This window comes from Streptomyces sp. NRRL F-5122 (genome assembly GCF_001507435.1).
In the GTDB taxonomy this organism is placed as follows: domain Bacteria; phylum Actinomycetota; class Actinomycetes; order Streptomycetales; family Streptomycetaceae; genus Streptomyces; species Streptomyces lannensis.
The window spans coordinates 12,804-32,978 of record NZ_LMWH01000270.1 but is presented as its reverse complement, the minus strand read 5'-3'; the positions used below and the strand labels follow the sequence as shown (position 1 = coordinate 32,978).

At 68.7% G+C, this 20,175-nt stretch carries 14 protein-coding genes and 8 pseudogenes; 11 read left to right on the top strand and 11 right to left on the bottom strand.

Features of this window, described 5'->3' with window-relative positions; translation table 11 throughout:
• The 6 genes and pseudogenes from ADL25_RS51995 to ADL25_RS37430 form a co-directional block, all read left to right on the top strand.
• A pseudogene (locus ADL25_RS51995) lies at nucleotides 1-87 on the top strand (transposase); the annotation flags it as partial.
• A gap of 85 nt (nucleotides 88-172) precedes the next feature.
• Nucleotides 173-590 (top strand): annotated as a pseudogene (locus ADL25_RS47120) (PP2C family protein-serine/threonine phosphatase); the annotation flags it as partial.
• A gap of 397 nt (nucleotides 591-987) precedes the next feature.
• Nucleotides 988-1,413 (top strand): STAS domain-containing protein, encoded by a 426-nt coding sequence (locus ADL25_RS37445; protein WP_059132386.1) that lies wholly within the window; start codon nucleotides 988-990, stop codon nucleotides 1,411-1,413.
• A gap of 56 nt (nucleotides 1,414-1,469) precedes the next feature.
• Nucleotides 1,470-2,057: a hypothetical protein gene (locus ADL25_RS37440; RefSeq protein ID WP_234381196.1), complete on the top strand. Its 588-nt coding sequence runs from the start codon at nucleotides 1,470-1,472 to the stop codon at nucleotides 2,055-2,057.
• Nucleotides 2,047-2,808 carry an ANTAR domain-containing protein gene (locus ADL25_RS37435; RefSeq protein WP_234381195.1) on the top strand — a complete coding sequence of 254 codons (762 nt, stop codon included), beginning with the start codon at nucleotides 2,047-2,049 and terminating at the stop codon, nucleotides 2,806-2,808. Before ADL25_RS37440 ends, ADL25_RS37435 begins: the two co-directional genes overlap by 11 nt.
• A 79-nt stretch (nucleotides 2,809-2,887) precedes the next feature.
• A complete protein-coding gene (locus tag ADL25_RS37430; RefSeq protein WP_059132388.1) occupies nucleotides 2,888-3,604 on the top strand; it encodes a GAF and ANTAR domain-containing protein in 717 nt (238 codons plus the stop codon).
• Nucleotides 3,605-3,714: 110 nt separating this feature from the next.
• Here the strand turns inward: ADL25_RS37430 and ADL25_RS37425 are convergent, their stop codons facing one another.
• The 3 genes and pseudogenes from ADL25_RS37425 to ADL25_RS37420 form a co-directional block, all read right to left on the bottom strand.
• Nucleotides 3,715-4,026 carry an ANTAR domain-containing protein gene (locus ADL25_RS37425; RefSeq protein ID WP_059132384.1) on the bottom strand — a complete coding sequence of 104 codons (312 nt, stop codon included), beginning with the start codon at nucleotides 4,024-4,026 and terminating at the stop codon, nucleotides 3,715-3,717.
• A 44-nt stretch (nucleotides 4,027-4,070) separates the two neighbouring features.
• Nucleotides 4,071-4,214: pseudogene (locus tag ADL25_RS51085) on the bottom strand (PRC-barrel domain containing protein); the annotation flags it as partial.
• A 66-nt stretch (nucleotides 4,215-4,280) separates the two neighbouring features.
• Nucleotides 4,281-4,565, bottom strand: coding sequence for a hypothetical protein (locus ADL25_RS37420; RefSeq protein WP_059132383.1), 285 nt, complete (start codon nucleotides 4,563-4,565; stop codon nucleotides 4,281-4,283).
• Between the two features lie 290 nt (nucleotides 4,566-4,855).
• On the opposite strand from ADL25_RS37420, the gene ADL25_RS37415 reads away from it, so the two are divergent.
• Nucleotides 4,856-5,068 carry a hypothetical protein gene (locus tag ADL25_RS37415; protein ID WP_059132382.1) on the top strand — a complete coding sequence of 71 codons (213 nt, stop codon included), beginning with the start codon at nucleotides 4,856-4,858 and terminating at the stop codon, nucleotides 5,066-5,068.
• 332 nt (nucleotides 5,069-5,400) lie between these two features.
• Here the strand turns inward: ADL25_RS37415 and ADL25_RS50020 are convergent, their stop codons facing one another.
• Together ADL25_RS50020 and ADL25_RS37410 are read right to left on the bottom strand one after the other, a co-directional pair.
• Nucleotides 5,401-5,673 (bottom strand): hypothetical protein, encoded by a 273-nt coding sequence (locus ADL25_RS50020; RefSeq protein WP_199839271.1) that lies wholly within the window; start codon nucleotides 5,671-5,673, stop codon nucleotides 5,401-5,403.
• Between the two features lie 161 nt (nucleotides 5,674-5,834).
• A pseudogene (locus ADL25_RS37410) lies at nucleotides 5,835-6,532 on the bottom strand (ribonuclease BN).
• Nucleotides 6,533-6,770: 238 nt separating this feature from the next.
• Here ADL25_RS37410 and ADL25_RS37405 point away from each other — a divergent pair.
• Nucleotides 6,771-7,124: pseudogene (locus ADL25_RS37405) on the top strand (PRC-barrel domain-containing protein); the annotation flags it as partial.
• A 989-nt stretch (nucleotides 7,125-8,113) separates the two neighbouring features.
• Nucleotides 8,114-10,060: a hypothetical protein gene (locus ADL25_RS37400; protein WP_159045090.1), complete on the top strand. Its 1,947-nt coding sequence runs from the start codon at nucleotides 8,114-8,116 to the stop codon at nucleotides 10,058-10,060.
• A 200-nt stretch (nucleotides 10,061-10,260) separates the two neighbouring features.
• On the opposite strand, the pseudogene ADL25_RS37395 reads toward ADL25_RS37400, so the two are convergent.
• Both ADL25_RS37395 and ADL25_RS37390 read right to left on the bottom strand, forming a co-directional pair.
• A pseudogene (locus ADL25_RS37395) lies at nucleotides 10,261-11,381 on the bottom strand (IS630 family transposase).
• A gap of 121 nt (nucleotides 11,382-11,502) precedes the next feature.
• Complete coding sequence (locus tag ADL25_RS37390) at nucleotides 11,503-12,747, bottom strand: MFS transporter (protein WP_059132380.1); 1,245 nt, start codon at nucleotides 12,745-12,747, stop codon at nucleotides 11,503-11,505.
• Nucleotides 12,748-12,849: 102 nt separating this feature from the next.
• Between ADL25_RS37390 and ADL25_RS37385 the strand changes: the two genes are divergently transcribed.
• Nucleotides 12,850-13,935 (top strand): DUF5937 family protein, encoded by a 1,086-nt coding sequence (locus tag ADL25_RS37385; RefSeq protein ID WP_059132379.1) that lies wholly within the window; start codon nucleotides 12,850-12,852, stop codon nucleotides 13,933-13,935.
• A 190-nt stretch (nucleotides 13,936-14,125) separates the two neighbouring features.
• Here ADL25_RS37385 and ADL25_RS37380 read toward each other — a convergent pair.
• Nucleotides 14,126-14,319 (bottom strand): annotated as a pseudogene (locus ADL25_RS37380) (Tn3 family transposase); the annotation flags it as partial.
• Nucleotides 14,320-14,896: 577 nt separating this feature from the next.
• On the opposite strand from ADL25_RS37380, the pseudogene ADL25_RS51990 reads away from it, so the two are divergent.
• A pseudogene (locus ADL25_RS51990) lies at nucleotides 14,897-15,077 on the top strand (carbohydrate ABC transporter permease); the annotation flags it as partial.
• Nucleotides 15,078-15,149: 72 nt separating this feature from the next.
• On the opposite strand, the gene ADL25_RS37375 reads toward ADL25_RS51990, so the two are convergent.
• Genes ADL25_RS37375 through ADL25_RS37370 form a run of 3 tightly spaced genes read right to left on the bottom strand, consistent with a single transcriptional unit; the run spans nucleotide 15,150 to nucleotide 19,959 of the window.
• Nucleotides 15,150-17,843, bottom strand: a complete 2,694-nt coding sequence (locus tag ADL25_RS37375) for a hypothetical protein (RefSeq protein ID WP_159045089.1) — start codon at nucleotides 17,841-17,843, stop codon at nucleotides 15,150-15,152.
• Nucleotides 17,840-18,016, bottom strand: coding sequence for a hypothetical protein (locus ADL25_RS49390; RefSeq protein WP_159045088.1), 177 nt, complete (start codon nucleotides 18,014-18,016; stop codon nucleotides 17,840-17,842). Before ADL25_RS49390 ends, ADL25_RS37375 begins: the two co-directional genes overlap by 4 nt.
• Complete coding sequence (locus tag ADL25_RS37370) at nucleotides 18,013-19,959, bottom strand: amidase (RefSeq protein ID WP_159045087.1); 1,947 nt, start codon at nucleotides 19,957-19,959, stop codon at nucleotides 18,013-18,015. Before ADL25_RS37370 ends, ADL25_RS49390 begins: the two co-directional genes overlap by 4 nt.
• Nucleotides 19,960-20,175: the final 216 nt, after the last annotated feature.

Sequence of the window (20,175 nt, the reverse complement as noted above, 5' to 3'; positions counted from 1 at the left end):
ATGATCCGCCGCTACATCATCTGGCGAAACCGCCATGCCGACGACCAGCACCTACAAGCCGTCATCGACAGGGCAAACGTTGCCTGAGGCGGCACTAGCCGCATAGAGGCCCGCCCACACCCAGTTCACGGATTTCCCAACGGAGTCCTGAAGACCCGGGGTTCCTTGCAAGATCAGGCTGAACGTCACGACGGGCCACCTGCAGCGGGTTAACGCGGGCCACCCCGCACCGCTGCTGATCCGTGACCACAAGGTCGTCCGGCAACTGGGAGGCCCGACCATCCTGCCCGTCGGCTTCGGCGGTGAAGAGCCCCGGATCAGCGGGCAGATGCTCCAACGTGGCGATCGGGTGCTGTGCTACACCGACGGCCTGATCGAGGAACACGCAGCCGGCGAAGAACAATTCGGCGAACAACAACTCATCCACTGGGTCAGCCGCATCGAACACACAGAAGGGAGTACGCGCGGTGGTGCGCGCACTCTCCCACTCCCTGAAGCAGGAACCGGGCGGCCGCACCACCGACGACGGGACCCTCTTCCTGATCGAATGGCGTAGGGGCGTCGCCGACCACCGCACGCTCCTGGAGTGAGCCGACCACCGCACCACCGAGAAAGGGCCGATGCCAACAGGGACCCGCTGCCTGGCCGGCCTCGGCCCCCTCCGCGACGGTCACACCGTCCATATCTTGGGATCGTGCGGATTCGGACCCTCCGGCACACGAAGGAGGACTACCCTGTTGCGTAGACGTCCCAGACCCCGGCGGCACGCTGTTGCTGAACACAGATGGCTGCGGGGTGCGGACTCCTCGTCTGTCACCCAGCGCATCCCTGGAGAGAGCTGGGTGAGTCCTCTGTCCTGCCGCGCAGGCTGCCGGACCGGCCGTTGCTCTGCCTCCGCCGAAAGTACTCCCCTGCCCGGGGCGCGCCCACGGGGCCGGAACCCCGGCCCCGTGGGCGCTGCCGGATGGTCTTCCGAACCGAGGCGTCATGCCATTCTCACAGCTCACCGTCCACCGCCATGACCGAAGGAATCGGGCGCTGATCACCCTGGCCGGCGAGATCGACCTCGAATCCGCGCCGTTGGTGCGCGGGTCCCTGGAACGGTGCCTGCGGGACGGCATCCGTACCATCGATGTCGACCTCACCCGCGTCACCTTCTGCGACTGCAGCGGACTCAACGCATTCCTTCACGCTGCGCAGCAGACCACCATGGCCGGCGGGACCCTGCGACTGCACCATCCGCCGACGACACTGGCTCAGATCCTCGACCTCACCGGCTGCCAGTTCCTGCTCCTCGGTCTTCCCTTCGGCCACGTGCCGCCCCCTGTCGGCGACACCCCGGCCGCGCCCCGTCCAGCTCCGCCGCACCGCTCTGTCCCGCTTGCGCCTGTTCTCTCGGGTAATGTGCGATGACGGCCGAATCCGGGTCGGGACAGTCATGCGAGCCGGGGGACGGCGAACTCTCGGCCATGGCTCCGGTGCGGTTGCGCCGGCTGAACCGCCTGCTGGTGCAGAGCCTGCGTGAGGATCTGGCGGATCTGTATGCGGAATCCCGCGCAACGACGCCGGGTGATCCACGCCGCCGTCACAGCCGTCAGAACCTCCTGAACCGTCTCACCGCGGGCATGCGCGCACCGGAATGCGCCATGGCGACCGCCGAGACGGACAGCCTGATGGGTTGCACCTTCGGATTCTCGGTACGCGGCGACGGCTCCTGGTGGCTCGGCTTCGACGGAATACTGCCGCGCAGCGTCGGGCATCTCACAGTATCCGACAGCGTCTTCGCGTTCGCCGACGTCATGATCTGGCCGCACCCTCGGGACCGGGAACTCGCCCGCTGTGTGCAGGAGCGGCTGCTGACCGACCATCAGGCATCACTCGAGGTCACCTTGGTGGACCGGACCGATTGCCAGGCCCTCGCCGCGCTCTGCTCCTGGGGATGGCTGGACATTGGAGAGCTTCGCAGGCCACTGGGCGCCACCACATTCTGCACACTGGTACTTCCCCTCGAGGGCCTTGTCACGATGCCTGCAGACGGTGGCCTCCGTGGGAACTGACAAGCGGTCGGCCCGTATTCAGATGTTGGTGGCCGAGCAGGCGGCCCGACGAGGTGCCCGGGTGGGTGTGGTGGACGTATGCACCGCGGCCGTGGCCGCGCTGCCGGTCGGCGGAGCCGGGCTGTCGGCGATGTCCAAGGCCGCGGCGAGCCATCCGTTGTGCAGCACCGACGACATCAGCGAGCAGCTGGAGGAGCTCCAGCTCACGCTGGGAGAGGGGCCCTGCGTGGACGCCTTTGTACGCGGCTCGGCCGTCCTGACACCCGATCTGCTCACCACTGAACTTCAGGATCACTGGGCCGTGTTCGCCGATGCGGCCCTGGAAGTCGGAGCCCGCGCAGTGTTCTCGCTTCCTCTGCAGAAGGGAGCGATCAGAACGGGGGTTCTCGACCTGTACGCCAGCATTCCGACCGTACTGGACACGGAGGAACTGGCCGACGCACTGGCGTTCGCCGATCTCGCGACGCTGCTCCTGCTCGACACGAGGATCGACGAAGCGGGCGCGCCGACCAGCAGGCCGACGCCGGACGGTAGCTTCGAGGACCTGGGCGCATACCGAGCGGAGATCGACCAGGCCAGCGGGATGCTCACGGTTCAGCTCGGAGTCGGTGTCGAAGAAGCCTTCGTCCGGCTCCGTGCCTACGCCTACGCGCAGGGACGCCAGCTCGCGGACGTGGCCGCCGACGTGGTGGCCCGGCGGCTTCGTTTCTCCCCGGGCGCGGAGCCGGACGGGGCTAAGGAGGAAACCTGACGTATCGGTCCCGGCCGAGGAACGTGCCGTACTTCCTGCCCCTTGGGGCAGGGACTAGTCTCAATCGAGGGTGCCCATGATGGATCAACAGCTTCTGGCCAAGACCTTCGTCGAGCTGGCCGACAATCTGGTCGCCGACTTCGACCTCATCGATTTCCTGCGCCTGCTGACCGACCGCTGCGTTGGCATGCTCGGCGTGAGCGCCGCCGGGGTGCTGCTCGCCGACCGGGACGGCAAACTCCGCGTCATGGCCGCCTCTGACGAACAGGTGCGCCTGCTGGAGCTCTTCCAGCTCCAGAACGACGAAGGTCCCTGCCTTGAGTGCTTCCGCACCGGCGTACCGGTGATCGTCCCCGACCTCGGTGCTGCGATCGCCCGCTGGCCGCGCTTCGCGGTGGCGGCCCAGCGCAGCGGGTTCGGGGCGGTCCAGGCCCTGCCGATGCGTTTGCGGGACGAGATCGTCGGCGCCCTGAACCTCTTCCGCACCGCCTCCGGCCCCGTCGACCCGGCAGCCACACCCGTCGCCCAGGCCCTGGCCGACGTCGCCACCATCAGCCTGCTGCAACAACGCACCACTCAGCGCAGCACGGTGCTCAACGAACAACTGCAGACGGCGCTGAACAGCCGGGTCCTGATCGAACAGGCCAAGGGGAAGCTCGCCGAACGCCAGGGCATGGACATGGAGCAGGCGTTCACCGCACTGCGCGGCTACGCCCGCTCCCACAACCGGCGCCTGGCCGATGTGGCTCGCGCCCTCATCGACGGTTCCGAACCCCTCACCGACCTGGGGGTCTGACCCACGCCTCGACGGAGCTCGCTACTGCTCTGCGCCGTCCTCGATCAGACGGCGGTTCGAGTTCCGGTCATTGGCGTGGATTGCTCGCCGTCCGTTGGGTGCGCACGCCGTCATCTCCGGTCCGCCGCGTGGAGGCGCCTCAGTGCTCGGCGAAGCTCCCGCTGTATCGGTCCCGGGAGCGTCCGGTCCTTCGTCGTGGCGACCAGGACCGCGCCCACGTCCCGGAGTTTGATGTTGCAGTGCTGCGACACGTCCACCAGCAGGTCCCAGGCCCTCTCACTGGAACACGGGACCAGGGCCATCACCATGCCTCGTGCCTGGTCGATAGCCGCACGGCTTGCCAGCGCCCGACCCAACTGCTCGTTCCTGACACCGAGTTCGACGACCTCGGCCCGCAACGCTGCGTCCCCCTCAGAAGGCACAGTAGCGCTTCCTCCTGCTCGGTGGGCAGCACATCACCACATCACCGGTGCCGGGCGGGCGGCCCGGTGCGTACCGTGGCCATGGCCGGCTCGTCGGTGGTGGTGTCCACATGGACCGCCTCCAGGACACCGATCTTGTGCGACTCGGTGTCGACGACATCGCGGTTGCGCCATTCTCGAACCTCGGCCGTCCCCCAAGGCGGCGACCAGGACCCCGGCCGCCTCCGAAGACAACCCGTGGCTACCCGGCCACTTCACGCGTACCTGCCGTGTTCGCCGTCCCGACGGTCCTCGCGCCGCCAGCGCGCCCGGTTCTGACGGCTGTAGCGGCGGTCCCAGCGCTCCTGGCGATTCCGGCGCTCCTGGTAGTCCCGGTAGTCCCCGAGATCGGAACTGCCGCTGCGGCTCCGGCCGCCGCCACGATCGCGGCCGTGTCGGGTGGCGGCATAGACCAGCACCCCCGCGGCCACCCACCAGATGGGATCGAGGAAGCCGAAGCCGAACAGGACCGCAATGATGATGAGAAGCAGGACGAACACGGTGGGCCTCCCCGGGAGCGGGACAGGGCATCGATACCGGGGACTGGGGCCTCACCCCACAGCGTAGTCCTGCCCAAGCATTGCGGATAGCGTGCGATGTAAGCGCGTCCTGCCCGCCATGGATGGCTGCTTGATACCTGTCGGGAAACTGCGGCGAGGACTAGCGTGCGCCATGCCGCCCCGGCCCCCGGCAGCGTCACACCGCCAGCGCGCTCCTCAGGGAGCGCACCCCGAGCGGGCACCAGTATGCCGCCCGCCGCGTCGCACGCATCCCACACCAGGCGGTACACATGTACGCTCTGATCATTCCCGCTTCGACGCCCTTCGTCCTGCTCGCCACCGTGATCGCTCTGTCCAGGTGGGAGGACAACATCCTGCCGACGCCGCCGACCGAGTCGGACGAAGCCCTTGCCGAGGCACCGTTCGCCCTGGCGGCTCCTGCCCAGCTCCCAGAACTCCTCAGTGTCGGCGCTGCGCTGACAGAGGAGGAAGCCGGGCGTTGACTGGCAGCACGGCGTAGTGCTGTGCCGCTCCGGATCATTCGGGCGCAGCATTCCGCATTCCCACTTCGCCCGGACCCCGCGGAATCAAAAAATCCCCGCTATCTGGAGGCCCGGCAATGCTCTGGATTCTTCTCCTTCCGGTGATCCTGGTGGTTCTCTGGATCGTCTGCTTCGCCGTGCGCGGAGGCAGCGGCGGCAGGCGCCGGTACAGCCGCAGCCGCAGGTAATCCACTCCACGCCCCTTCCCCGCGGAAACGACCGCCCGTACGGCGATCACACGCAGGAGCCCGTCCAGCGGACACGCGGGACCGGCCGGCTCTCGGCCTCAACGTTCAATGAGCCGACAGAAAATGACGGAAAGGGAAGCAGACCGACGCGCGAGCCTGGAACCAAAGAAGGCAGCCATGTTCCTCGCCGTGATCACCACAGCAAGCCTTCACCCAGGCAGCTGTCGCAGCATCCCCACAGCAGCCCTCGACCAGAGCGGGACCGAGGAAATGCGGCAGGCTATGGCCGAAGCCCGAAGCCTCTTCGAAGCACTGCGGCGGCACGATTGCCGGTGCTCCGAGCGGCAGCCCCACAAGGATGGCGATGCCCAAGTGCATGCCCAGCACCGTGGTCAGGGCAGAGCGCGGTGCAGGGCAGTGCCGTTGACCCAAGAGCCGCCTCGCACCTTGTAGAGGCCCACGGATCCGAAAAGGAACCCGGCCCGGCAGCGATGACGAACTCGCGGCCCAAGCAACATGACCAGTTGCGGGGCCGCACCTCATCTGCGCCGTTTCAGTGCGTGCGCCAAGCGCGGGAGTTCCTCGTACAGCAGTCGGCCCATCAGCGCCCCGCCGAAGACGACGACACCCACGCGGACCAGCCAGGACTGGATGACCAGGGCAGTTCCGAAGGTGACTGCGTTGGATGCGATCAACGGCGAGAAGACAAGCCTGGAGAAGACCCTCAGGCCGATCAGCCCAATCACAGTGGCCACGGCGCCAGGCAACAGGGCACGCCAGCGGATCCTCCCGCCCGAGGAGCAGGCGCTGGGACCACCACAGCAACAGCACCCCACTCAGCGACGCGACGGCCCCACCTCCAGAGGTTCACGCCACAGCGTGGTGGTGGCGAAGACGTAGAGGTATCCGGTGAGGACACCGAGCCACACCACATGCCGCCACCTGGCCCACCGGCGAGCCGGAGGCAGATCCCAGACTTTCTCATAGCCTGTCTGCACCGCCGCCCCGAAGCTCAGACCGAACACGGCAAGGGCGGCGATACCGAACGTGGTAACGGTCCGTAGTGTCTTGCCGGGCCGGATGAACAACTGCTCGACTTGCCGCCCGGAGGCCGTCGACACGCCGAGCCCTCCCCCAGCCACTGCGCGAACCCCCACCCGTGCTGCCATCCGCGCCCGGTCAGAGAACGACTGATCACGCGGTGAAGGGCTCGGCTGGCGCGATCTGCGGTCCGCAGGCCGCTGGCACCGACTTTCGGCCTTTGGGTCCGCGAGCTGGCAGTGCAGGACCGCGGCGCCGGAAGGCTTCATCGGCATGCCTCCCGACTACCACGTTCGGAACCCCCGCCGCGCGAGGTCGCAACGCAGAGATACCCGGATAACCTGGAAGAACAAGGGGCTATCGGGCTCAGCGGGCTGCGACTGCCCGAGGGGGCGGCTCATACCGGCCCGGATCAACGGCTCAGGAGGCAGGCCATGATCCACTCAGCCGACATTCGAGAGTGGCGCAACCGCAGCGTCGTCGACCCGAAGGGTCACAAGATCGGCGTACTCGAAGCGGTCTACGTCGACACCACCACCGACGAACCGGCCATGGCCACGGTCCGCACCGGACTCGCCACCCGCCACCACCTGGCCTTCGTCCCCCTTGACGAGGCGACCCTCGGACCGAACTACGTCAAGGTCTCCTATACCAGGTCGCTGGTGAAGAAAGCGCCCTCGGTCGGTATGGGCGACATCCTGCCCGCCGAGTCGGAGGAAGCGATCTTCCAGCACTACGACATGCCCTACCAGACGGGCGCAGGCGGCGAGCGGCAACTCGCGCGCCGCTGGTCGCCCACGCTCAGCCACCCAAGGGAGGTGGACGCCTCATGGCCCTCCTGCTGTTTCTCCTTCTGGTCGCCGTCGTGCTTGGAATCGTCGGAGTGGCGGGGGAGGGGCTGGGCTACCTGCTTATCATCGGCATCGTGATCTTTGTAGCTGCGCTGGGCCTCATCGCCGTCCGCTGGTCCCAGCGCACCGATCACCGCCCCCTCCGATAACGAACGGCACCCTGTACTCCGTGGATGCCCAGTCGTTGGGAGCGGTTCGGGAGCCGACCCGCTCCCCCAGCCCTCCCCCACACCCGAGACCCACCAACCCAACGCCCTGACCTGCGAAAGCGCCAAACCGACAAGTGCCGATCACGCCCGATCCTCATTCGGGACGAAGAGGTCGTGGGTTCAAATCCCGCCACCCCGACAGTGAAGTACCAGGTCAGGGGCCTGATCCGCGAGAGCGGGTCGGGCCCCTGACTCATTTGCCGGGGCTCTTGGAAGCCATTTGGGAGCCAACCTCGTTATCCGGCTCCCAGCCTCTCCCCTTCCATCCCGACGGAGGCGGCTGCTGGCAATCATGGGGAAGCCGTCGAGCACGCACGACTGTGCGCCTCTCCGCTGCGGCCTTGCCAGTGCCTCGGAGCCTGTGCTTGAGGCCCTCCGGCCCGGCACGAGGCATCGTTCTCATGTCAGCTCGCGGAGCGCGCGGGCCTCACGTCGGCGGCATGAATGGCCATGTCTGTCGGCAGTCTCTCGTTGTGGATCCCCGTTGCCCGGGGTGCGGGCGAGCGCCCGAGAACTCGCACGGAGCATTCCGGGGGTTCTCTTGATCCGGCTGGCCACGGCCGTGAATGACATGGGTGTCAGTGCCCTACGGCACCATGGGAAGACGCTCTCCGCACCGAAGCGCGGTGGTCCTCGTGTCGACCCGGAGTCGATCAGCCACCCGGGCAGGGACTCGGACGAGCACTCAGGCGAGCCCTCGACACGAATCGGAGCCTCATGGACAGCGGTGGAGCCATCCCCAGTCTTCCCCTGAACTTCCTGTGCGCGCTCGTCGCCGACAGTGGAGCAGATGATCCACCCTCGCGGATGGCCGCCGAGCACGCCCAGTCGATGAAAGACGGGCAGGAGCGACGGGAGCTGCTTGAAGCGCTGTTGCGCGGCCCCTGCGGCAGCTCTGCTCCGTCGTGGCTGCTGGAAGCCGCGGTCGACAGCGACCTGGCGAGGAAGCCGCCGCAGTCAGATCCGTTCTACGGACCGTCCATGGATCTGGCCCTGCTGGCTCTCTCCCACTCCTCCTGCACACCGCAGTTGCGGCGCGAATCGCTGCGCCGCTGTACTGCCGTCCAGCTCGGCCGCCTCGGCTCGGCAGAGGCTGGCGGCATGGTAGCTGACCCCGTCGCGGAGGCGCTCCGCGAACGGGCACCGGTTCCGCAGCGCATGACTGTCGACTTGCTGGAAACCCCGACGGATGCCCAACTGGTAGTGCGACAGCACCGACTGCACAGCACCGTCATCACTGCGGCTGTCGATCTACTGCCGTCCTATCCACTCGTCGACGAGAAAGAGGGTGAGGCGACGTCGACGTGGCTGGAGAGGCAGGATGCTGCCGAGCGGGCCTGGCACACCATGTGGAAGCAGGTCGTGACCACGCATTCGGAACACCACCGGCTCCTCGTCGAGTGGTCCGACGACAAAGACGCCAGCCACGTCATCCGAGAGCACCTGCTCGGCAGCATCCCCTGGGACGTTGAGCCAGAACTCCTCGCGGAGGTCGCCAAGGACGACCTCGCCTCCTTCCCGCACGCCGTGCTCACCACCCAGATGTGCCGCATGCGCCGGGACGGGGCAACAGAGGAATCGGTGAAGGAGCACTTCGCGAATGATCTGGCGGAACTCATCCCTGAGCAGCGCAAGCGCATCGACCGAATTCTGTCGGACGACGAGTACGGTCTGCGTTTCGGCTGTCGGATTGCCATATCCCGCATCGCGTCTGCTGCGGAAGGCAGGTGGCGGTACATCCTCAATCCCGATCAGGCGCAGAAGTACGGACGCCCTCACGTTTGGCGAGCCTCTCAGGACCAGTTGGCCTTCCTGGCCCAGAAGTTCGCCAAGCATGCGGCAGTGGCTCTAGAGCTGTGGGAACCCGATCGGGAAGCACCGATTCGCTCGGCGAAAGACTTGCGCTGGGTGCGCGACCTGCTGCAGCACCTGCCGGTGGTGACCCCGGAGGTGAAGGAGAAGGCGCGCATGATCTGCCGTGAGGCGAGACGTGGGCTGGCGGGGCGCCGGGACTACGGCAAGTACGGGCTGGACTCAGACGTCCAGCAGGCGCGTGAACTCCTCGACACCATCGAGCGGATGACCGCAGAAACGCTCACGGATCCCGGGCCGGCGCGCACCGCCTCCCTCGGCCGGCCGGACCAGGTCACCGTTCGCGACCTCGCGGGAGCTCCGGACACTGTCCTCGATGACTACCTGCGGCGGCACCCGGGCGATGACAGCCTCGTGGAGAGGGCCCTGCTGGCCTTCGCCTCCCGTGCGTACCACCGCGACCTGTCCTTCGCGGACATACTGACACGCCACTCGGACCCGCAGCGCGCGCTGCTGGCCCTCACGCAGAATCTGCGCCAACTCCTGGGCGGTGGACCGAACCTGCGGGAGGCGTGGGTCGACGCCGTGCTGAACCTACCCGCTACCGAGACCGAGCTGATCCGCGTCCTGCCTGCCTGGACGGCTCTCAAGGCCAGAGGGCCTCACGGGCAAACAGCGCACCCAGCGGTTACCTCGGTCGTACGCACCGCTCTTGGCAACAGCTCCGAGGCATGGCAACGGTTTGCAACGAGCCCGGCCAGCTATGCGGGGCCCACGGCATGGCTCCGCCTAGGTGATCTCCTCGACGCTGCTGCGAACGGAACGCCCTGGCCCACGCCCCCGCGTAAGTAGCCGAACCTGCGCACGACCGGAGCCCTGTGCAGTGGACCTGCTACGCACGTGTGCCCAGAAGCACAGATTCTGCGATTACGGCAGTGCCCTGCAACACCGTTGCAGGGCACTGTGGAGCTATCGGAGGGAAGCCGCGCGTGCGCGCAGGAGATCGTTGAGCACATGAACCGGCGATGTTGGACACAGCGCCAGTCGAGCTCCTAGTGTCCTGCGCCAGAGATCCGTCGGCAGAGGCGGGCGAGGGAGTCGAGGATCTCTTCTGCTGTCTTGGTCCAGATGAACGGCTTGGGGTCTTTGTTCCAGTCTTTGACCCATGCCCAGATGTCGGCTTCCAGGGTCTGGATGTTCTTGTGTGCGCCGCGGCGGATCATCTGGTGGGCCAGGTAACCGAACCACCGCTCGACCTGATTGATCCACGAGGAGCCGGTCGGGGTGAAGTGGAGCTCGAATCGCGGGTGTTTGGCCAGCCAGGCCTTGATCGCAGGGGTTTTGTGGGTGCCGTAGTTGTCCACGATCAGGTGGATCTGCAGGTGCGCGGGTACCTCCTTGTCGAACCGGATCAGGAACTTCTTGAACTCCGCGGCCCGGTGCCGGCGGTGCAAGGCAGAGATGACCTGTCCGGTGGCGACGTCGAACGCGGCAAACAGGGTGGTGAGGCCGTTGCGGACGTAGTCGTGGGTGCGCCGCTCGGCATGCCCGGCATGATCGGAAGCACTGGCTGGGACCGGTCCAGGGCCTGGATCTGCGACTTCTCGTCCACCGACAGCACTACCGCACCCTCGGGAGGGTTGAAGTACAGGCCGACGACGTCGTAGACCTTCTCCACGAACAACGGGTCCGTCGAAAGTTTGAAGGTGTCCGCCAGGTGCGGCTTGAGCTGGAACTGCCGCCAGATCCGGCCGACCGTGGACTTCGACAGACCACTGTGCTCGGCCATCGACTTCCGCGACCAGTGGGTGGCGTTCTTCGGCACCTGTTCCAGCGTGGTGACCACCACCGCCTCCACTTGATCGACGCTGATGGTGGGAGGCCGGCCCGGCCGGGGCTCATCGGCGAGCCCGTCCAGCCGCTCGGCGAGGAAACGCCGCCGCCACTTGCGTACCGTGTCCGCGGTCACCTGCAGATCCCGGGCGACCGCCACGATCGCCGGCACCTCCGGCCCCGCGCAGGCCAGCACAATCCGCGCCCGCAGGGCCAGAGCCTGGGCCGATGTCGCCCGACGCGTCCATCTTTCCAACACCGCCCGCTCATCATCAGACAGCAGCAACGGTTCCAGCTTCGGGCCCCGACGGGGAACTGACGCACCAGCAGCAGAAGTCACACACTTACTAACGATCAACTACTGGCGCAGGACACTAGTGGTGCTGACGGCAAAGTCACGGCACAAGGAAGTGGAAAACATCGTCGCTACTTCGAACCGTCACCATATGCGATTGCCGAGCTCACAGGCCTGCTCGCTCCCGGGGGCGGCAACCGCTGAGCCGCGTTGCTTGATCCTTCTCGGTGGCAACGGCAGAGGCGGAGAGGAGTGTCGCGGCGGCGAGGCTGCCCCAGAGGGCGGCCGGGCCGTGAGGTGCGAGGGTGGTGATGACCGCCGGGGAGACGGCGAGGCCGAAGCCCGTGGAGAGCTGGAAGCGAGCGAGGGCGCGTCCCAGGACAGGGGCCGGGACGAGTGCGGTGACGAGCGCGGTGGCGCTGCCGGCGTAGATGATCTCGCCGATCGTGCAGAGCACGGACACCGCGGCGACGGCCGGGGTAGCCCAGCTGTGTCCCAGTGAGGTGGCCGCGAGGAAGCCGAGGTAGGACGCGGCCAGCACCACACCGGAGAGGGCCAGCACGGTCCGTCGGGAGAAGCGGGACATGAGAACGGTGACCGGCACTTGCAAGGTGACAACCAGCGCCGTGTTGGCCACGAAGACGGTTGCCGGCCACACCGGGGACGCGTGGAGCTGCGTCACCAGGACCAAAGGGAGCGCGATCTCGGGGACGTTGAGGCAGAACACATAGATCACGTTGGCAACAAGGAGCGCGAGCATCCGGGGTGCGGGCGCGTCGTCTCGGTCCTTGGCCGGGGCGGGCTCCGCTAGCTGTGCGTGCACGTGGACCGACCATGTCAAGGCGGCTGCGGCAAGGTAGGAGAGCGCAGTGACAGCTGCCAGCGCCCGCAGGGCGGTGGTGCCGCCCGCCATGCATACGGTGGCAAGGAGTGCTCCGACGCCCAGGGCGGCGTTGCGCAGGGCGCGAGCACCTGCGAGGGCGGTGTCGCGTTCTCGGCCGTGGGCGACCGTAGCCACGAGCGCGGCGTGGGCGGCCGGCCATGCCTGGTTGCCGATGCCCAGGAAGAGCGATGCCGTCGCGAAAAGCCAGACGTGCCCCTCTGGGGCGGCCAGCAGCAGGGCCACGCCCAGCACGCGCACCAGCATCGACGCCGCCACGACCGTGCTGCGTGACCCGCGGTCCAGCCATCGACCCACTGCGGGCATGCACACCAGACCCGCGACGATGCCGACCGTCATGGCGGTGCCGGTGACCGGAGCGGACAGCCTCAGGACCGTCACGCCGTAGAGCAGGAGAAAGGGCCGCAGCAGGCCGGTGCCTAGCGCGTCCACGGCCAGGGCGACGACATATCGGGGGCCTCCTGAGGCGCGGACGAGGGCGCTGGGCTGGATTCTGGTGATGGTTGCCATGGCGTCAGACGGTGCGTTCGGCCGCTGGGGCAGGGCACGTCGGTTGACGCACATCGTCAATCGACGCCGTCGCCGGGTTGTCCGGGCGGTGATGATGGGGGGATGACGCTGAGGATCGACATCAGCGGTCTGCCGTCCGAGCGAGTGCGGTTCGCCGCCTCCCCGCTGGCCGAGCTGACCGCGATGCTGCACGTGCTGGCCGAACCCGGTCACCATCCGCAGTTCGCCGACTGGGCCGAGGACGTCTGGGCCGGGCTGCGGCCCGAGCTGGCCGAGCGGCTCAGGGAGGCGGAGTTCCTCTGGCGTTCCTCACAGGCCGACTTCCTGATCCCCGCGCGACCCCGGCCGACCCTCGCCGAGGAGTTGGACGACGTGGACCGGATCGACGACGAGACGTATGTGACCGCAGCGCTCGTCACCACGTGCGGCAGCAACCGGGTCCATTTCGCCGGGGCGTCGCCGCTCACCGACACGGCTGCGCGCGAGCGGGCCCTGGACGTGGCACAGGCCCGCGGCGCGCTGCAGGAGGCCTTCGCGGAACGGCTGCTCGCGGACCCGGCCACGGTGCGGGCGCGAGTGCGCGACACCCTCGAAGAATGCGCCGGAGCCTTCTTCGACGGCGCCTGGGCGGGCGTCGCGGTGCAGCTCGCAACCGATCTGCGGCTGAAGAACGAACTGCTCAGGCGCCAGGGCGTCGGGGCGGCACTCGCCTCGGTCTCCGGCGCGGTCACCCTGGCACCGGACGGCGACTGCATCATCGTGGACAAGGTGCAGGACAAGGCGACCGCCGCCCGTGGCGCCGGGGTCACTTTCATCCCCAGCGTCTTCGGCCGCCCGCACCTGGTGGCGGTCCACGCGCCCAGGTGGCATCCGGTGGTGCAGTATCCCGTCGCCGAGCCGGGTCCAACTGAGCCGGTCTCTTTGGAGACGGTCACCCTCCGGCTGGAGGCGCTCGCGCATCCGATACGGCTACGGCTGCTGCGCACTTTGGCCCGCGGCCCGCACACCACCGCCGAGCTGGCCCACTTCTGGGAACTCTCACCCCCGGAGGTGTCCCGCCACCTTGCCGTCCTGCGCCGCGCGGGCCTACTCACGGCTCGGCGACACGGTCGCTACGTCCGCTACACCCTCAATCTGCCCGATCTGGCGGCGTTGGGCACCGACTTGCTGTCGGCCGTACTGCGCTGAGTGGCTTCCGTCGATCAGAACGCGGGCGACCACCGCCTTCGCAGCATCGTCCGACTCGGCAGGCCGCCGAGCAGTACCGGCGCGACAACCTGCTGACCTCGGGCAGCAGGCGGTCGCGTCGGCTGCACCGCCGAACGTTCCCCCTGGTCATACCCCGGGAGGCCTGTCCGGCCGTGCGGGTCATGGCCTGTCACTTCTCGTCGGTCGCGTCCTGGTCGTGAAGCGGACGCAGGCCGTGGGCCGGTCGGGGAGCTGGAAGGGGTACCGGCCGAGCATGTTGGTGTGGTGCCGGACGAACGGGGAGAGGCGGGCCACGTCCTCGTCGCGGACGTCGGAGTCCACCGCCGGCAGCTGGTTCACCACGTCGTCCATGCACCGCGTGTTGGTGATCCGGGCCTCGCCCCCTAGAGGAGAACAAGCACTCGGCGGCCGGTGCACCGGACACCGGCGCTCGCTGTCTGTTGTACCTGCGGGCACCACAGCACCAACCGAGGTTGGACGCGTCAAGGATCAGCCACTCTAGGCCCGCCCGCCATGGCCTCCCCCACTACGACGCCTTGGCGTGGCAACGGTACGGGGATCACGCTGCCAGTCGACCCAATCTCTTCAACAGGTCGACACTCCCAGCCTCGCAAGGGTGGCCGGCAGTTTTACAGCGGGCTGCCCCCACCGTCCATCACCTGCGGGTTTTCGCCCGCCGGACGTTGTCGGGGGACGCCTGGGAGAACAGAGGGCTTCCCGTACCGGCCCCAGTGGCCCAATACACAGAATCTACGGCTCGCTCTGGCGCCCCCCTACGCGCGGTCTTGGCCCAGTCGAGCAGCCGAGGGCTCCTCAGATCACCTTTGAACTGCAGCCTCGCCGCCGGAGGGGGCTCACGGGGCCCACCTAGGGGAAGCCGATCGGCCGGTTCCAGCAGGCTAAGGATTCAACCTGTGCACGGCAACCAGGTCTTGAGAGAATGAACCAACTGCTGTCCTCCACCCCCTCCTTCAACCCGGTCGCCAGCGCGGGCCTGAACATCACCATCCCCGAACTCTCGTTGGCGAACGCCGTCGCCATTCTCCCCGCGCTCGTCCTCATTCCTCTTCTCCCAGCGCACCCTGGTCTCCGGCATGCTGGCCGGCGCGACCAAAAAATGACGGGACGCCGCCCCGCCGGGTGGGCGGGGCGGCGTCGGTGTCGTAGGGGCAGAAGGTCAGTGGGTCAGTGGCTCAGTGATGGGTCGGGATGCGGTGGGGGGCGCAGACGTCACCCTGCGGGCCCACCGGAGGGATCGGCGGAGTCGTGCCGGTCGTGCCGTCGTCCTCGCGGACGGTGATCGTCGCGAAGTCGTTCGCGCCGAGGACCGCGTTGGTCGAGACGGAGACCGCCGTCTTGAAGGCGGTGCTCGGGGCGGCGCCGGGGAGGGTGTCGCCGGTGATGGGGAACGGCACCGCCACACAGGTGCTGCCCGGATGGAAGGTGACCTGGGACATCACCGGGCCCAGCGCGCCGGTCGTGGCGCCCAGCACGGTCAGGTAGGTCGTGACCGGGACCGTGCTCGGCCGGGACAGGTAGACCGCGACCTTTGCCGGGGACGAACCCGAACCCTCCTCCGCCGACATCGAGTCGACGTTCACCGTGGGGCGGGAGTGGGAGTGCGGGGTGCCCATCGACGGGGTGTCGAAGGACAGGTCCGACAGGTACGTGCCGCCGGCCGCCCCGACGGGCGTGAAGCGGACAGACGCCAGCCGGTGCAGGTCGAGGCCCGCGCGGCGCAGCGTGGAGGTCGGGACGTGCACCTGCTGGAGCACGATCTTGCCCAGCCTGTTGGACGTGCTGGCCGGCATCCGGGTGACCGCCCACGGGTTGAGGGCGGAGACCGGCTGGCTCAAGTGCCGGCCCGACGTGTCGGTGACGGTGAGCGTCATGTCGGTGGCCGAGGCGACGCTCTCGTCCGGTGACATGTCGAAGGTCATCTCGTCGTAGCGTGACACGTCCCGCTGACGGGCCGGCACGGAGACGGCGACCCCGCCGCCGGCCCCGGTCCACGTCACGTGCGTCATCGGGTTGAGCGGCACGTTGGGCGCGTAGTTCGCCGGGGTCCAGTACGGCACTTGCTGGTTGGTCAGCGTGCTACCCGGGAGGGTGCAGTCCGGCAGCGGCTCCGGCACCGTGCGCCCGTACTTGTTCGCGCACACCGTCGCCGTGACGTCACCGGTGGCGGTGACCTGCGGTGAGGCGGACTGAAAGGTCGTGATGTCGCTGCGGGTGGAGGCCGGCTGCTGCGCGACCGTACGGACGTCCGCGTAGCCCGCCACGGACGGCGGTTCGGTGCCCGAACCGTCGAACATGCCCTGGAAGGCGGCCTGGTGGCCCAGCGAGGACTCGAAGAAGCTGGCGATGTAGGCGGATCCGACCTGGTACTGCTGCGCGGCCGTCAGCCGGATGTTCTGGCCCGAGGCCAGCGCCGTGGCGCTGGTGCCGCACACCGGGTCGTCGGCCTGCGACCAGTCGTCGGATGCGCCCGGATACGGCGGTGTCCACGAGGTGTTGTAGAAGTCGTGGTCGGTGCCCATCACCCAGATGTCGGACCGCTGCACGTCGTCGGCGAACGTACCGTCGCGCGAGTCGGCGTAGAAGTGCTGGCCCTGCTGGTCGGACACGTCGCCATCGCAGTACGGCAGCAGCGTGGTGGTGATGACGTCCGGCAGCGTGACGCGGGTGAAGTCGATCGGCGCGAGCGCGAAGACCGACTTGATGGCCCACGGGTGCGGCAGGCCCTCGTTGAGCGTGGCCGCGGTGACCACGCCCTCGCCGCCGCGCGAGTGGCCCATCAGCCCGATGCTGTTGAAGTCCAACGAGCCGGCGAACTGCCGTGCGGTCATCGTGCCTTCGGGGTACGTCGAGCGTCCCGCCGCCAGCGCCTGGTCGAAGTCGACGTCCTGGCCCGTGACGTCGTCGTGGTAGCTGACGGAGTGGCCGGCGTTGACCGCCTTGAGCATCGTCAGCGTGTCCAGCACGAGCTGGCCGCGGGTGCCGGCTCCGTCGTCGGGGGAGCGCTGGTTGTCGTTCGCGTTGATCGCGTTCGCCGAGATCGACACCACCGTGTAGCCCGCCGCGGCGAGCGCCTCGCCGGCGCCGTCGTAACCGGCGTAGCTGAGGATGGGCGCGGTGCCGGCCGGGCAGGGCCAGCCGCTGGCGCCCTTGAGCGTGGTGGTGTTGTAGCAGGAGCTGTGCCGGCCGTGCAGGAAGATCACCAGCGGGTGCGGGCGGTGGTCGGTGGGGACGTAGATGCGCCCCTCCAACTCGCCGCGGATCCCGCCGATGTCGGCCAGCGCGATGGACTGCGCGCCGAAGTCGTAGTCGGCGACGGCGTAGGAGCCGTGGCCCACCGTCGTCGGGTCTGCGGGCGTGTTGCCGTTGCCGCCGGGGTGGTACGGCGACGGGTGGCCGTCCTTGCCGCCCTTGGCCAGGGTGCGGCGCTGGGCCGCGAGCTGGTCGGCGGCGGAGGGCAGCGAGGTGGGGCCGGTGGCGGTGCTCGAACCGCCGGTGGACCACTGCCACGCGATCGACGACGCCTTGGCGACGGCCGGATCGGTGGTGGTCGCGGTCAGCGTGCGGCCGTCGGCGGACTCCGCGGCGGGGCCCAGGTCGAGCCCGTCCGCGACGAGTTCGGGCATGTCGTCGCGTATCGGCAGCGGGCTGCCGAGCCGCAGCGAGACGGTGTAGCCGGCGGCGCCGCGCGTCACCGTCCAGCCGTCGCCGGACGCCACCTGGGCGGAGGCCGTCTCCGTGCCCGGCGACGCGGCGGACGCCGGTCCCGCGGCGCCGAGCACCGCCGTCACCAGGGCGCCGGCCGCGGCCAGCGCGACCACGGGTCTGGGTATGCGCGTACCTGTGCGTACGCGTGTTCGTGCGCTCACGGCCGTACCATCTCTTCCTCGGCTTCGGGATCGTCGTCGGGATAGGGGTAGAAGGCGGTACCGAGCTTCGGCAGCCAGCCCACCGTCGCCACCGGCGACGCGTCGTCCCCCGGGTGCTGCGGCGGGAGCCCGGCGTTGATCACCGGCTCCCAGCCCACGGTCAGGAAGCTCATCGCAGCGCCTCCTCGGCCACCAGCGGGTCGTTGGACAGCTCCGGCGGCGTGGCCGGCTCGACCGGACGCAGCACGCGCGGCGCTACCTTGGGCGTGTCGGCGACCGGGTCCGGGGGCGCGGCGTTGTGGTACTGCGGGAAGTGCTCCTGGTAGTCGATCGCGGCCTGCACGATCTCCGGCTCGCTGAACCGCGGGCCCCAGAACTGCGCGGCGATCGGCAGCCCGACGGTGCTGTCGTAGCCGACCGGGAAGGAGACCATCGGCCAGGCGAGGGCGTTGGGCAGCTGGTAGTAGGCCCGGTAGACCGGGAAGCCGCCGCCGGTCCGCAGGCCGATTTGCGCGCCGAGCGAGAAGACAAGCATGAAGTCCACGCCCGCCTTGTCCAGCGCCGCCTGGTAGTTGGCCTGGAGCTGTCGGCGCCGCTTCTCGCCCTCGACGCGCACCGACGCCGGGATCATCCCGCCCAGGCGGGTGGCCGACTCGAAGGACGCCGACGTCTCGCCGGGCGCCTTGCGGCCGTACTGCGCCAGCAGCGCGGCGGCCTGGTCGGCGGGGCGGGTGGCAGCGAAGTCCTTGACCGCGTCCCAGTAGCGGATCTCGTAGCGGTTGGGGCTGAGCACCGCCGACGACGGGGAGATGTTGGAGCCGTCGATGGTCGCCAGCACGTCGCTGCTGGAGAAGTACGGGTCGTTGGCCGGGTCGGTGACGTCCAGGCCCGGGAACTCCTTGACCGTGGCGCCCAGCGACGTCAGCTGCTGCTTGAGCCGGTTGAAGGCGGCCAGGTGGTCGGCGTCGTAGGTGCCTTGCGGGGAGGTGCCGGCCTGGATGCCGCGGCTGGTGCGCATCCAGTCGGTCTGCGGGATACCGATGGTGACACCGGCCAGCGGGCGGCGGCCCTTGCGGGCGGTCAGCGGCATCGCCGGGAACGGGTCGGGCGCTGACAGCGTCAGCGGGTCGTTCGCCGCGTCGGGGCCGAGGACGATCGACAGCACCAGCGAGGCGTCGCGCACCGAGCGGCAGATGGGGCCGAGCACGTCGTAGCCGGGGGAGAGTGGCATCAGGCCGGCGACCGACGTGGTGCCCAGCGACGGCTTGATGCCGCTCGCGCCGTTGGCAGCCGACGGCATCATGATGGAGCCGCCGGTCTCCTCGCCGATGCACGCCGCCGCGAGCCGGGCGACCGGCGCGACGCCCGAGCCCTGGCTCGAACCGCCGGGCACGTAGTCCTTGTTCCAGGCGTTGCCGGCGAACGTGCCGGTGATGGAGCCGGAGAAGGCCGAGGCGACGGTGTGGCCGAGGATCACCGCGCCCGCCTCGCGCAGCCGGTGCACCGCGGTGGCGTCCCGCAGCGCGGTGTTGCCGTCGAAGGCGTGGCTGCCGTCCTTGGCGTCGAGGCCCTTGACGGCGACGGAGTCCTTGATGCCGAACGGGATGCCCAGCAGCGGCGGCAGTTCCTCGTGGGTGTGCCGGGCGCGGGCGAACCGCGTGTCGGCGGCGGCCGCCGCGGCGAGCGCGCCCGCCCGGTCGATCCGGACGAAGGCGTTGTAGAGGCCGTTGTCGCCGTAGGTCTCGAAGGGGCCGTTGAAACGGTCGATACGGTCCAGGTACGCCTTGGTCACCTGGGTGGCGGTGACCTTGCCGGCCCGCAGCAGCGAGGCGAGCTCGACCACTTCGTAGTCGACGAGCCGGGAGCGCTTCTTGATGCCGGAGGCCGGCGGGAGGGCGGCGATGAGCCGGGCGTTCGGGGAGGCGGCGCCGGCGGTGCCGCCGGAGGTCGCCGAGGCCGGGGTGGCGACGGCCGCGGAGACCGCGACGGCACCCGTCACGGCGGCGGCGCCGCCGAGCACGGCCCGCCGGCTCATACCGCCTGCGGGAGCGGATTCAGCGAGGGAGGAATCGGTGGTGCGCGGGTTACGGGTGGGCATGGAACGTTCTGCCGTCATGTACAGCTTTCCTGTCCTCTGCGGTGGAGAAAGAAAGGACCAGTGCGAAGTACTCGCGTCCCGCGAGGAGACTTTAGGTCGCGAATATGGGGCACGGAAGCCGTCTGACCTGGTGTTTCATGCACCGTGAATACAGTTGGGCACTTTATTTCGCGCGGGTGTCGCGGGCGTGAAAATCGGCGCCGCCGGAAACGTGCGGGAATCGGGCGCAAACGG